At 65.4% G+C, this 13,155-nt stretch carries 13 protein-coding genes; 4 read left to right on the forward strand and 9 right to left on the reverse strand.

Going from position 1 to position 13,155, the window contains the following annotated elements; translation table 11 throughout:
- Positions 1 to 119 precede the first annotated feature (119 nt).
- Positions 120 to 896: a cutinase family protein gene (locus tag MYCSM_RS23340; protein WP_015308633.1), complete on the forward strand. Its 777-nt coding sequence runs from the start codon at positions 120 to 122 to the stop codon at positions 894 to 896.
- Positions 897 to 1,256: 360 nt separating this feature from the next.
- Positions 1,257 to 2,087: an SDR family NAD(P)-dependent oxidoreductase gene (locus MYCSM_RS23345; protein WP_015308634.1), complete on the forward strand. Its 831-nt coding sequence runs from the start codon at positions 1,257 to 1,259 to the stop codon at positions 2,085 to 2,087.
- 52 nt (positions 2,088 to 2,139) lie between these two features.
- Here the strand turns inward: MYCSM_RS23345 and MYCSM_RS23350 are convergent, their stop codons facing one another.
- The 3 genes from MYCSM_RS23350 to MYCSM_RS23360 all read right to left on the reverse strand — a co-directional run bounded on the left by MYCSM_RS23350 (position 2,140) and on the right by MYCSM_RS23360 (position 5,223).
- A complete protein-coding gene (locus MYCSM_RS23350) occupies positions 2,140 to 2,976 on the reverse strand; it encodes a glycine betaine ABC transporter substrate-binding protein (RefSeq protein WP_015308635.1) in 837 nt (278 codons plus the stop codon).
- 8 nt (positions 2,977 to 2,984) lie between these two features.
- Positions 2,985 to 4,166: an NAD(P)-dependent malic enzyme gene (locus tag MYCSM_RS23355; protein WP_015308636.1), complete on the reverse strand. Its 1,182-nt coding sequence runs from the start codon at positions 4,164 to 4,166 to the stop codon at positions 2,985 to 2,987.
- Positions 4,167 to 4,233: 67 nt separating this feature from the next.
- Entirely contained in the window at positions 4,234 to 5,223 is a 990-nt protein-coding gene (locus MYCSM_RS23360; protein WP_015308637.1) for a malate dehydrogenase, read from the reverse strand.
- Between the two features lie 183 nt (positions 5,224 to 5,406).
- Between MYCSM_RS23360 and corA the strand changes: the two genes are divergently transcribed.
- The gene (gene corA, locus MYCSM_RS23365; protein WP_015308638.1) at positions 5,407 to 6,510 is read left to right on the forward strand and encodes a magnesium/cobalt transporter CorA; all 1,104 of its coding nucleotides are present in this window, start codon (positions 5,407 to 5,409) and stop codon (positions 6,508 to 6,510) included.
- A gap of 117 nt (positions 6,511 to 6,627) precedes the next feature.
- Here the strand turns inward: corA and MYCSM_RS23370 are convergent, their stop codons facing one another.
- The 6 genes from MYCSM_RS23370 to MYCSM_RS23395 all read right to left on the reverse strand — a co-directional run bounded on the left by MYCSM_RS23370 (position 6,628) and on the right by MYCSM_RS23395 (position 12,318).
- Entirely contained in the window at positions 6,628 to 7,221 is a 594-nt protein-coding gene (locus tag MYCSM_RS23370) for a suppressor of fused domain protein (protein ID WP_015308639.1), read from the reverse strand.
- Positions 7,218 to 8,432, reverse strand: a complete 1,215-nt coding sequence (locus MYCSM_RS23375) for an ABC transporter ATP-binding protein (RefSeq protein WP_015308640.1) — start codon at positions 8,430 to 8,432, stop codon at positions 7,218 to 7,220. The genes MYCSM_RS23370 and MYCSM_RS23375 overlap by 4 nt, the downstream gene beginning before the upstream one ends.
- A gap of 4 nt (positions 8,433 to 8,436) precedes the next feature.
- The gene (locus MYCSM_RS23380) at positions 8,437 to 9,261 is read right to left on the reverse strand and encodes a carbohydrate ABC transporter permease (RefSeq protein WP_198345115.1); all 825 of its coding nucleotides are present in this window, start codon (positions 9,259 to 9,261) and stop codon (positions 8,437 to 8,439) included.
- A gap of 19 nt (positions 9,262 to 9,280) precedes the next feature.
- Positions 9,281 to 10,207, reverse strand: a complete 927-nt coding sequence (locus MYCSM_RS23385; protein ID WP_015308642.1) for a carbohydrate ABC transporter permease — start codon at positions 10,205 to 10,207, stop codon at positions 9,281 to 9,283.
- The gene (locus tag MYCSM_RS23390; RefSeq protein ID WP_041314770.1) at positions 10,204 to 11,601 is read right to left on the reverse strand and encodes an ABC transporter substrate-binding protein; all 1,398 of its coding nucleotides are present in this window, start codon (positions 11,599 to 11,601) and stop codon (positions 10,204 to 10,206) included. Before MYCSM_RS23390 ends, MYCSM_RS23385 begins: the two co-directional genes overlap by 4 nt.
- A gap of 189 nt (positions 11,602 to 11,790) precedes the next feature.
- Positions 11,791 to 12,318: a general stress protein gene (locus tag MYCSM_RS23395; RefSeq protein WP_015308644.1), complete on the reverse strand. Its 528-nt coding sequence runs from the start codon at positions 12,316 to 12,318 to the stop codon at positions 11,791 to 11,793.
- A gap of 107 nt (positions 12,319 to 12,425) precedes the next feature.
- Between MYCSM_RS23395 and MYCSM_RS23400 the strand changes: the two genes are divergently transcribed.
- On the forward strand, positions 12,426 to 13,154 hold the full coding sequence (locus MYCSM_RS23400) for a DUF4190 domain-containing protein (RefSeq protein WP_015308645.1): 729 nt from the start codon (positions 12,426 to 12,428) through the stop codon (positions 13,152 to 13,154).
- Position 13,155 lies beyond the last annotated feature (1 nt).

Consider the following 13,155-nt stretch of genomic DNA (forward strand, 5'->3'; position numbering starts at 1 on the left):
CCCGTGAGATAGATCACTTGACATTTCTGGAATCGCGGGTAGCGGATCGGGCTTGTAGCAGGCAGTTGCCACCTCTGCACAGAAGCGATGGCAGACCAGACCGAAGGACGGGACCGCTCATGAGGACACCACTTCTGGCCCGCGCCGTCAAGACGACGCAAACGGCCACTTTCGCGGCGCTCGCGCTGGTTGCTGTCGTCGCCGGGCTGTTCGCAGGCCCCGCTGCCACCGCCAATGCCGCTGACGACGCGTGCGCCGCCGTCGAGGTCGTCTTCGCCCGCGGCACTTTCGAGGCGCCCGGCGTCGGCGCCACCGGGCAAGCATTCGTCGACGCGTTGCAAGCGCGGTTGCCAGGTAAGTCGGTCGAGGTGTACGGGGTCGACTATCCGGCCTCGCTGGATTTCGGGCAGGCCGTCACCGGAATTGCCGACGCTGTCAACAAGATTCAGTCGGTTACCGCACAGTGCCCGTCGACAAAGATCGTGCTCGGCGGTTACTCGCAGGGCGCCGCTGTCGCCGGTTACACCACATCCAGCGTCGTGCCCGCCGGATACCCACTGCCGGCAAGCATCTCCGGGCCGATGCCTGCATCCGTCGCCTCCCATGTCTCGGCGGTGGCTCTGTTCGGCACACCAGACCCCTGGTTTTTGGGCCTGGCCGATCGCAACGCACCGCCGATAACCATCGGTGACCTGTACGCCGGCAAGACTATTCAGCTGTGCGCCACCGGCGACCCGGTCTGCTTTCCCGGTGGCCTGGATCGCTCCGCGCACAGCTCGTACAAGACAAACGGCATGGCCGATCAGGCGGCCGACTTCGTGGTCGGCAAGCTCGGCGGCCCTGCACCGGTGGCGCCGGTCGTGCAAACCGCCGGCGAGGCCGATCCCGGAAACTGAGAAGAACCCCTCGCCCACGGCCGGAAGTCAGTCCCCAAGGACTGCTTCCGGCCGTCGCTCCCTCACAGCCCAGTTGACAGCGAAAGACGTAGCGCCCCATAGCCGATAGTGGCGATCTACCGTGGATGGATGACTGCTGTAGACGTTCGCCAGCACGAGGCCGACTACCGGGGTCCGGGCATGGGCACGCACGTGATCACCGCGACGAAGCCCGCCGTATCGCCGAAATAGCGTTCCGGTATGCAAAACGGCGGGCTGGCATGTTGTACGTCTGATCTCGGCTGCGCGGAGGGCCGCTAAAGGCGGGACCGCGGGTACCGACTAGCCTCGACCGAGTCACACTGACACGAGGGAGTGGTTATGCAGGGCTTCGCCGGAAAGGTCGCGGTGGTGACCGGCGCCGGGTCAGGTATCGGGCAAGCACTGGCCGTTGAGTTGGCCCGTTCAGGCGCCAGCCTGGCGATCAGCGACGTCAACACCGAAGGCCTGGCAGACACCGAGGAGCGGCTGAAGGCCATCGGCGCGCCAGTGAAGGCCGACCGCCTCGACGTCACCGAGCGCGGGGCATTCGAGTTGTACGCCGACGCCGTCAAGGAGCATTTCGGCAAGGTCAATCAGATCTACAACAACGCGGGCATCGCGTTCGCCGGCGATATCGAGGTCACCGAGTTCAAGGACATCGAGAAGGTGATGGACGTCGACTTCTGGGGCGTCGTCAACGGCACCAAGGTGTTCCTGCCCCACCTGATCGAGTCCGGCGACGGCCACGTCATCAACGTCTCCAGCGTCTTCGGGCTGTTCGCTGTGCCTGGCCAGGCCGCTTACAACGCGGCGAAGTTCGCGGTTCGCGGCTTTACCGAGGCATTGCGCCAGGAGATGCATTTGGCCGGGCACCCGGTGAAGGTGACGACCGTGCACCCCGGCGGCATCAAGACCAACATCGTGCGGAATATGACGGCCGTCGACGGTGTCGACAAGGACCAGCTGACCAAGACCTTCGACAAGAAGCTCGCCAACACCACACCGGAGAAGGCCGCGCAGATCATTCTCGACGGCGTCCGCAAGAACAAGGCGCGCGTGCTCGTCGGGCCCGATGCGACAGCGCTCGACCTGATCGTGCGCATCACCGGGTCGGGCTATCAGCGGCTGTTCTCGACGGTGATGTCGCGGATGGTGCCCGAAGCGCACTGACCCAGACGTTGTAACCGCGGCCGAAGCTGGCACCCCGCAGCAGGCGACCACACTAGCGACCCAACGGGTGGGCGTCGAGCCAGGCGTCGGCGACCAGCCCGGGTTCCTTGCCTTCGGCGACTTGCCTGCGCATGTCGACCAGCGAGCCGCTGTCGAGCACGCCTGCCACCTCGTTGAGCGCGAGCACCTGCTGCTCGTTGAGTTCGTTTCGGCGATACAGCGGAACCAGGTTCTCCGCCCGGATCAGTGCGGTCTTGTCGGACAGCACGACCAGCTCCGTCGGGATGTTCGGCGTGGCCTCCGTCGTCCACGCGGCGTTGATCTGGCCGGCTCGCAGTGCCGAGAAAAGTGTTGCACTGTCCCGGAATTCGCGCGGTTTGGGCATAGCGCACGGGCCGACCTTCGACGGCGTGGCCGCGCCCGCCAACACACCGGCGACGATCTTCGCACAGTTGCGGACCGCCGCGGTGACATCGCGCCCATCCCATGCACCTGCCGTCTGTTCAGTCACCGCGATCGCGGGCTTGTCTTCAGCCGACGTCGTATAGTCGCCCGCCGCAACACCTTCGGGCAACGCTGACAGCAAGGCGCGGTACACCTGCGCGTCCGCTCGTGCGGTGGCATCGGGGTCGAATATGGCCAGCAGTTGACCGGTGGACCCCGGCGCGACCAGAACGTCCCCAGAATCCAATTCGGCCACTGGGTCCGGCACCGACTTCACTTGTGCGGGGCTGCCGTAAAACCGCAGTGCCGCCGCATACAGGTGCGCTACCAATTGTGATTCCGGCTCAGACGTCGCACCGACCGCGATCGACGGCGGCGCAGCCGGCGCCCCGCAGCCGACCAGAATCAGCGCGAGGAGCGCGACTGCCCATCGGCGTATCTGCATCGGGCCGATCAGAGCTCAGCGGCTGCGGCCACCGCCGCTGCGACCTCCGGGGCGACCCGAGGATCGAGCGGGCTCGGCACGATCCGGTCCACGGCGAGGTCGTCGCAGGCGACCGCGAAGATCGCTTCCGCGGCAGCGACTTTCATCCGCTCGGTGATTCGCCGCGCCCCCGCGTCCAGCGCTCCGCGGAAGATCCCGGGGAACGCCAGCACATTGTTGATCTGGTTCGGGAAGTCGCTGCGGCCGGTCGCAACCACGGAGGCGTATTTCGCGGCGACGTCGGGGTGGATCTCCGGATCGGGATTCGACAGCGCCATCACAATGCCGTCGGGCGCCATCGTCGCGACGAGATCCTCGGGGACCACGCCTCCGGAGACACCGAGGAACATGTCGGCGCCCCGCAGCGCCTCCACCATGCCGCCAGTCAGGCCGTCGGGATTGGTGCGTCCCGCCAGCTCAGCCTTGACCTCCGTGAGCCCGTCGCGGCCAGGATGCAGAATGCCGCGGGTGTCGACCACGGTGATATCCGTAACGCCTGCTGCCAGAAGGATATTCGCGCACGCAACGCCCGCGGCACCGACACCGGAGATCACCACGCGCAGCGAGGCCATGTCGCGGTCGAGCACCCTCGTTGCGCCCATCAGGGCCGCGAGCACGACGATCGCGGTGCCGTGCTGGTCGTCGTGCATCACCGGGCAGTCGAGCGCTTCGATCAGGCGTCGCTCGATGTCAAAGCAGCGCGGCGCCGAGATGTCCTCGAGGTTGACCGCGCCGAACGTCGGCCGCAGCCGCACCAGGGTTTCGACGATCTCGTCGGGATCCTTGGTGTCCAACACGATCGGGATCGAGTCCAGCTCGCCGAATGCCTTGAACAGCGCGCACTTGCCCTCCATCACCGGCAGCGCCGCTGCAGGCCCGATATCGCCGAGGCCGAGTACCGCGGTGCCGTCACTGACAACCGCCACCAGCCGGTTGGCCCACGTATAGCGGGCGGCCAGGGTGTGGTCAGCGGCGATCGCCCGGCTGACCTGTGCCACGCCGGGCGTGTAGGCGATCGACAGCGCGCGCTGTGTGTCCAGTGGGGCCTTCAGCTCCGCAGACAGCTTGCCGCCTACGTGGGCCTCGAAGATCTCCTCATCGGTGACGACGATCTGCGGGCTTTGGACTTCCTGCGGCACCGTTTCAGTCACCGCGTCAGGCTACTTGGCCGAATTAACGAGTCCGCCGACGGGGTTGTGAATTTTGCGAATATTGCGCTCAAATGAGGCCGAGCTCGGTGACCGCTTTTCGCTCGTCATCGAGCTCCGCGGTCGACTTGTCGATGCGGGCGCGGGAGAAATCGTCGATCTCCAGCCCCTGCACGATGCTCCAGTTGCCGTCCTTGGTGGTCACTGGGAACGACGAGATCAGGCCCTCCGGCACGCCGTAGCTGCCGTCCGAGAGCACCGCCATCGAAACCCAGTCACCCTCGGCGCTGCCCAGCAGCCAATCGCGGGCGGCGTCGGTGGTCGCCGATGCAGCCGAAGCGGCCGACGATGCGCCGCGCGCGTCGATGATGGCCGCACCGCGCTTGGCCACAGTCGGGATGAAGTCATTCTCGATCCAGCCCTGGTCGTTGACGACCTCGGCGGCGTTCTTGCCGTTGACCTCGGCGTGGAAGATGTCGGGGTACTGGGTGGCCGAGTGGTTGCCCCAGATCGTCACCTTCTTGATGTCGGTGACGGCCGCGCCGGTCTTCTTGGCCAGCTGCGAGATGGCCCGGTTGTGGTCGAGGCGAGTGAGCGCGGAGAACCGCTCCTTCGGGATGTCGGGCGCATTGCTCATCGCGATCAGCGCATTGGTGTTGGCGGGGTTGCCCGTGACGCCGATGCGGATGTCGTCGGCGGCGACCTCGTTGAGCGCCTTGCCCTGAGCGGTGAAGATCGCGCCGTTGGCCTCCAGCAGGTCGCCGCGCTCCATGCCCGGTCCACGCGGACGCGCGCCAACCAGCAGGGCCAGGTTGGTGCCGTCGAAGATCTTGTTGGCGTCCGAGCCAATCTCGACACCCGCCAGTAGCGGGAACGCGCAGTCGTCGAGCTCCATCACGACACCCTCGAGCGCCTTGAGCGCCGGTTCGATCTCCAGCAGCCGCAGCTCGATCGGGCGGTCGGGGCCGAGCAGCGATCCACTAGCCAGGCGGAACAACAGGCTGTAGCCGATCTGGCCTGCGGCACCGGTGACGGCGACCTTGAGGGGAGTTGTGCTCACGTCAGATGCTCCTTGGGCGAAGTCGATTGCCCGCACCGCGGGCGAAGGTCTGTCCGGGACGAAACTAGCGCACCCGCCGCAGCTGTGAATCTCCGGTACACCGCTGCTCATGGCACGTGTGGGTATAGCAGGGCGCGTAGCATTGATCCGCTGGTCAGACCTGCGCGGCGAGGGGAGATTGAAATGCCATCGTTCCGCGGACTACCACCATCTCTTCGGCCGGCGGTGCGCCCCAAACACGGCCATCCGGACGTGAAGTCGATCCATGTGCCGGTGGCCCGCGCCATGGTCGACTGCGGCATCTACGTCGACGGTCAGCGCGCGCCGGGCAAGTACACCCACGCCGCGGCGCTGAACAAGGTCCACGAGCTCGAACGCGAAGGCAAGGACGCGTTCGTCTGGATCGGTCTGCACGAACCCGATGAACACCAGATGCAGGCCGTCGCCGACGTCTTCTGCCTGCACGAGCTGGCTGTCGAGGACGCCGTGCACGCACACCAGCGGCCCAAGCTGGAGCGCTACGACAAGACGCTGTTCCTGGTGCTCAAGACGGTGAAGTACGTCGAGCACGAGTCGATGATCAACGCCCGCGAGATCGTCGAGACCGGCGAGATCATGATCTTCGTCGGACCCGACTTCGTGGTCACCGTCCGGCACGGCGAGCACGGTGGCCTGGCCGACGTGCGACGGCGGCTCGATGCCTCCCCCGCGATTCTCAAGCTCGGGCCCTACGCGATCATGCACGCGATCGCCGACCACGTCGTCGACAAATACCTCGACATCACCGATTTGATCGAGACCGACATCGACGCGATGGAAGAGGACATCTTCTCGCCGAGGACGCAGACGAACATCGAGTGCATCTATCTGCTCAAGCGCGAGGTTGTTGAGCTGCGCAGGGCGGTTGCGCCGTTGACGCTCGCCCTGCAGCGCATGGGCGCCGACCACAACGACCTGATCTCGATCGAGGTCCGGCGGTACCTGCGCGACGTTCTCGACCACAACATCCAGGCCGCCGACCGGATCGCGAGCTACGACGACATGCTCAGTTCGCTGGTGCAGGCCGCGCTGGGCAAGGTCGCGATGCAGCAGAACGTCGACATGCGCAAGATCTCGGCATGGGTGGCCATCGCGGCGATACCGACCGCACTGGCGGGCATCTACGGCATGAACTTCGACCACATGCCCGAGTTGCATTGGGTGTGGGGCTATCCGACGGTGCTTCTGACGATGGTGATCGTCTGCTCGCTGCTGTACCGGACCTTCCGGCACAACCACTGGCTCTGAGTGTCGCCGTCGGCCCCCTAGTCCGGCTTGGCGGCTCGCCGCTCAGGTGGGTTTGGCGGCTCGCCGCTCAGGTGGGTTTGGCGGCTCGCCGCTCAGGTGGGTTTGGCGGCTCGCCGCTCAGGTGGGTTTGGCGGCTCGCCGCCGTGGATCCAGCACGTCGACTCCGTCCTGCGCCCACGCCTCGCGCATCGCGTCGGCGCCCTTCAGGCGCACCCACGCAGCCTCGGTGGCGGTGATCGGCGTGGCCGACAGCACGGTAACCGGCGGCAGCGGGTCCGTCAGCGGAACATCGTCAATGTCGCTGCGGCCCAACAGGAATGCGGTGAACGGCGCAGAGTCCCACAACGGTGTCTCGAGATCGATGAGCGCGTCGGGCTCGAGGATCAGGCCCTCGACGGCGGGGGCGGCGGCCACGACGGCCACCGAGCGGGTAAGCCCCGCGGGTGTTGGGCCGCGCAACGCGACGACGATCTCGGCACGCGGACCGTGTAGCGCGTCGGTCACCATCTCCGTCGGGTCGAACATCGGATGGCGTGAACAGCCAAGCGACACATAGTGACTCACGCCGTCATCGTCGGGGCCGAACCGCAACAGTTCGATGCGCTCGCTGCCAAGAAACGTCACACTGGCTTCGTCGGGTTCCGCGATGATCCCGGCCCGGGTGAAGTGCTCGCCGAGATGCGAGCGGACCTTCGCCAGGACGTCGATCACTCGGCGGGCGGCGGCGGTGCCGCTGCGGACGGCTCCTCCTGCGAACCCGCCGGGTCGATCGTCAGGTTCACTCCGGAGTCTGCGTCGAAGATTGCGACCTTGGTGGTGTCGAACGCCAGCTCGATGGTCTGGCCCGGCGTCACCTTCGACTCAGTGGAAACCCGTGCGACGAACTCGTTTTCGCCGACTTCGGATTCGGCCGCCGCGGCCAGCTGGGCCGACTGCGCACTCGCACCCTCGATCTTGAAGTGCACGAACTTCTCGGCGCCGAGCGATTCCACCACGTCGACCTTCACCTCGAAGACCAGCGCCCTGATCCGCTGATAGGTGTCGATGAGGCTGGCATCCTCGAGGTGTTCCGGCCGGATCCCGACGATCACGTTGTTTGGTGTCGGGTGCTTTGCGAGCATGTCGTGGACCTCTTGGGTCAACGTGATCTCGCCCATCGGCAGGCGCACGCCGACGTCGGTCAAGGTCGCAGGGAAGAAGTTCATCGCCGGGGACCCGATGAACCCGGCGACAAACAGGTTGGCCGGCCTGTTGTACAGCTCGTCTGGTGTGCCGATCTGCTGGGCCACGCCGCCCAAGAGCACCACCACCCGGTCGCCGAGCGTCATCGCCTCGGTCTGATCGTGGGTGACGTAGACGGTCGTGGTGCCCAACCGGGTCTGCAGCCGCGCAATCTCCGAACGCATCTGAACGCGCAACTTGGCGTCCAGATTCGACAGCGGCTCGTCCATCAGGAACGCCTTGGGATCCCGCACGATGGCACGCCCCATGGCCACGCGCTGCCGCTGACCACCCGAGAGCTGTCCTGGTTTGCGATCCAAAAACTCCGTCAGGCCAAGGATTTTCGCGGTGTCCTCGACCTTCTGCGCGATCTCGGCCTTCTGCACCTTGGCCAACGTCAGCGGGAAGGCAATGTTCTGCCGCACAGTCATATGCGGGTACAGAGCATAGGACTGGAACACCATTGCGATGTCGCGGTCCTTGGGCGCCTTCTCGTTCACGCGCTCCCCGCCGATGCGCAGCTCGCCCGACGAGATCTCCTCGAGCCCGGCAATCATGTTCAGCGTCGTGGACTTTCCGCACCCGGATGGCCCGACCAGAATGATGAACTCGCCGTCCGCGATCGTGATCGACAGGTCTTTGACGGCCGTCGCGCCGTTGGGGTAACTCTTGGTCACCCGGTCCAACACAATTTCGGCCATGGATCTATCCCTTCACCGCGCCGGACGTCAGGCCGGCCACGATCCGTCGTTGGAAGATTAGAACAAAAATAATGATCGGGATGGTGATGACCATCGCGCCCGCCGCGATCGAGCCCGTCGGCTCCTCGAATTGCGAACTGCCGGTGAAGTTGGCGATCGCCACCGGCGCCGTGATGGCGCGCTGAGTGGCCGTCAACGACAAGGCCAGCAGCAGATCGTTCCACGCGAAGATGAACACCAGAATCGCTGCTGTGACGATGCCCGGCGCTGCCAATGGGGCGATCACCCTGCGGAAGGCCTGAGCCGGGGTGGCACCGTCCATCTTGGCCGCCTTCTCCAAATCCCAAGGGATCTCCCGGAAGAACGCCGAGAGCGTGTAGATCGCCAGCGGCAGCGCGAACGTGATGTACGGAATGATCAGGCCGGGCCAGGTATTGAACAGCCCGACGCTGCGCCACATGTTGAAGATCGGCGTCACCAGCGAGATCTGCGGGAACATCGCGATCAGCAGCGCGACGCCGATCAGCAGCCGCTTGCCGGGAAACGCCAGTCGCGCAACCGCATAGGCCGCCATTCCGCCGAAAACCACCGCAATCACGGTGGTGATCAACCCGATGCCGATCGAGTTGATCAGCGCCGAGGTGAAGATGTCGCCTTGGAAAATCCCCTTGTAGTTGTCGAAGGTGATCTGCGACGGGATCAGCTTGCCGTCCTTGACATTCGACGTCGGCTTCAGCGACAGGCTCAGGATCCACAGCACCGGGAACAACGCGTACACGACGACCAGAATGTTGACGACGGTCCAACCCGTCGCGCGCCCCGCGCCCACCCGCTCGCGCGTAGCCATCTCAGCGCCTCTCTTCGTCGGCTCCCGGCGCCGAGGCGCCGAAGAGCTTGATGTAGATGAACGCGATGATCGCGACCGACAGGAAGATCAGCACGCTGATCGCCGACCCCAGGCCAAGGTTGAATGCCTTGAATAGGTTGTCGTAGCCAAGGATTGACACCGAGCCCGTCTGGTTCGCGCCAGCGGTCAGCACGTAGATGTTGTCGAAGATCCGGAACGCGTCAAGCGTGCGGAACAACAGCGCCACCAGAATGGCCGGTTTGATCAGCGGCAGAATCACTTTGACCAACCGCTTCCACGCGCCGGCTCCATCGACCTGAGCCGCGTTCAGCAGATCCTGTGGCACCAGGGCCAATCCGGCGAGCAGCAGCAGTGCCATGAACGGCGTCGTCTTCCACACCTCGGCCAGCACCACGATCGCGAGCGACGGAAGCTGTTCGGTCAGCGGTGCGCTGCCTGACGGCAGCAGGTTGGCCAGATAGCCGGTCCCCGGCGTCCACGCGTAGTACCAGCTGTACGATGCAGCGACGGTCACGATGCCGTATGGAATCAGAATCGCGGTGCGCACCAAGCCCTTACCGAAGATCGTGCGATGCATGACGAGCGCCAGCGCCATGCCGAGCACGAACTCGATGGCCACCGACACCACAGTGATCGCCAGCGTCACCACAAACGCCGTCCACCAATACCGGTCGGACAACACGGTGATGTAGTTCTGCACGCCGACGAAAGAGGTGTCGTCCGGTGTCGCGAGGTTGTATCGCTGCAGGCTCAACCACACCGCGTAACCGATCGGATACGCAGTGACCGCAATCATCAGCAACACCGCGGGAGCGATCAACAGGTATGCGAGCCGCCGCTCCGACTTCTTGTCGTCGGTGCCGCCGGTCGGCGTGGCAGGGGCGGCCGGCTGAGCAACCGCGGTCATGGGATCAGCCCCTTACCGTCGATGGCCTTTTGCACCTGGACCGTGAGCTCGTCGGCCGTGCGCTCAGGGTCGATGTCGGTGATCGGCGCCAGCGTGACCGAGATTCGCGTCGACACCGCTTGGTAGACCGGGGTCGCGGGCCGCACCGCGGCGTTGGTCAGCTGGTCCCGGATGATGGCGTACTGCGGGTATTTCGCCTGGAACGCCGGATCGTCGTATAGCGAGGTCCGCACGGCTGGCAGGCCGCCCTCGACCGAGGTGTACCGCTGATTCTCGACATTGCGCAGGCAGCGAATGGCTTCGAACGCCTCCGCTTTGTGTTGGGTGGTCCTCGCGACAGCGAGGTTCAGCCCGCCGATCGTCACCTTGGCCGGTTCACCTGGCTGCATTCCTGGGTAGGGCGCGAAGCCGAACACCTTCTTGCTGGCGTCAAAGGCGGCCTTGAACTGCTCGTCGGTCGGAGAGAACGTGCCTGCGTCGTTGATGGTGCCGGCCAGGTCGGGATCCTTGTTCAGCGGCAGGAAGGCAACGCCGCCCTTGACGGCGTTCTCCAGCAGCCCCGCCAGTACGTAGGGCCAGTTCACTTCCAGCGCGGCTTTGCCCTGCTCGAATCCCAACCGCGCAGTGCTCTCGTCGGTCTGCGTGACCGACGGATCGGCGCCGGGTGCGGTAGCAACGGCCTTTATCACCTGGAGCGCCTTGACGGTCGCGGCGCGATGTTCAGGGGTATCGGTCAGTGTAACGGACTTGCCGTCATCGGAAAGCACTTGACCGCCAGCGCTTTCCAGCAAGGTGTTGAACCACACCACCAGACCCTCGTATTGCTTGGCCTGAACCGCGATCCAGCTGGGTTTGCCTGCATCGTGCAATCGCGTCGCTTCATCGACCATGCCATCCCAGGTCTCGGGTGGCTTGTCCATCAAATCGGCTCGGTACCAAAGCAATTGGGTGTTGGTCGTGATCGGGGCGGCGTAGAGCTTGTTCTGCCAGGTGGCCGTCTCCAGCGGTCCAGGCAGCGTGTTGCTCTTGGCATCGGCCTCCGCCTTGCCCGACGGATCGTCCGAAAGCGGCAAAGCCCAACCGGCCTCGGCGAACTCGGCGGTCCACACCACGTCGAGCGCCATCACATCCAGCGTCTTGTCGTTGCCGGTGAGCCGCCGAGCCAGCTGCAGGCGCTGATCGTCGGCGCCCTTCGGCAAGCTGACCTGTTGGATCTTGAAACGTCCACCGAGTTCTTCGTTGCAGCGCTTGGCGACCGCGGTGAACGTGGTCATCTCGTTAGCCGCGGTGTAATAGTTGATGACGGTGCCGCCGCCGCCGGATCCACACGCGGATACCCCTGACGCAGTCGTCAACGCTGCCAATGCCGCAGCACCTAGCCGCCGAGCGCGCACCACTGACACTCCCGTCTGACGGGAATCTCCCGCGGGCAAACCGTATTGCCAGTTAGGCGTGATTCGCAACACTTTCGGCGCGCGCGTCGCGCACCGTTACGCAATTGCGAGCGTGCGCAAAGCGCCAGCTACTTCCTGCGAGTGCGCGCACGTTCCCTACTTGCGTGTGGACCGGCGCGGGAGGTGAGGTCAGATCGTCAAGCGCGCCAGCAGATCCCGGCCCCGCTCTGCGTTCTGGGGGTCACACAGAACGTCGTAGCGGCCGGCGACGAGCTGCATCGTCGAGCTGAAATCTCTTGTGCCGCGCGCCATCGCATACGGGATTGCCGACGTGATCAACCCGAAGAACACACCGGCCACCAGACCGGTGATCAGCGCCCCCCACGGGCTGGGGCTGAAGAAGCCGAGGATCAGGCCGATGAACAGGCCAAGCCACGCCCCGGTCACCACCCCACCTGCCAGCACCTTGGGCCAGGACAACCTGCCGGTAACCCGTTCCACCTGCATCAGGTCGACGCCGACAATCGTCACCTGCTGCACCGGGAACTGTTGGTCGGACAGGTAGTCGACGGCGCGCTGCGCCTCGACATAGGTCGGGTACGAGCCGATCGGCCAGCCCTTCGGCGGGGTGGGCAAAGCGGCCGGGCCACCGCGTCCCGCGGTGGGGGTGCCCGGCGTCAGGCCCGGGGTCTGTCCTGGCTGAAACGGGCTGGTCATGGCTCTACCATCTCCTCTGTGCGCACCTGCGTTTCGTCGCTGCTCTCACTCGGACCAACGCTGCGACGCCCCCAATGGTGCCCTGGACGTGCGCTAGGTTGATCAGCATGACAAATCCGGGCGAGGACGCAGGCCAAACGGCATCATCCGACTCCGATAGCGGGGCGTCGGAGCCGGCGTCCGGCGGCTACGAGGCGCCCTCGATCGAGCAGTCCGAGACCAACCCTGCCAGCTCCCCGCAGTCCGGCGTGACCCAACAGGTCGAGCAGCCCGGTTACACCCCGCCTTCGGCCTACACCCCGCCGCCCGTGTACGACGCGCCCAGCTATCCGCAACAGCCGGGCTACCCCAACTTTCCGCCGCCGGACTATTCGACGCCGACGGACTATCCGGCGCCTGGCGCTGCCCAGCCTGGCTATCCGCCGCCGCCGTACCCCGGACCGCCTGGCTACGGCGCGCCGTCGTATCCGCCGCCGCCCCAATACGGGACACCTCAGTACGGGACGCCGCCATATGGGGCTCCGACGCCCGGCTATCCGCCGCCGCCGACGGGCTACGGCCCACCGCCGACCGGCTATCCGGCGCCCGATTACTCGATCTACGGACCACCGCCGCACAAGACGAACTCGATGGCGATCGCCTCGCTGGTCGCCTCGCTGGTCGGCTTTCTGTGCTGGCTGGGCTCGATCGCAGGGATAGTGCTCGGCATCGTCGCGATGAACCAGATCAAGCAGTCCCGTGAAGAGGGACACGGTCTGGCGGTGGCGGGCATCGCCATCGGCGCGGTGTCGCTGATCGTCGGATTCATCTTCATGGTTGTGGCGTTCAACAGCTGAC

The organism is Mycobacterium sp. JS623 (assembly GCF_000328565.1).
Lineage (GTDB): Bacteria > Actinomycetota > Actinomycetes > Mycobacteriales > Mycobacteriaceae > Mycobacterium.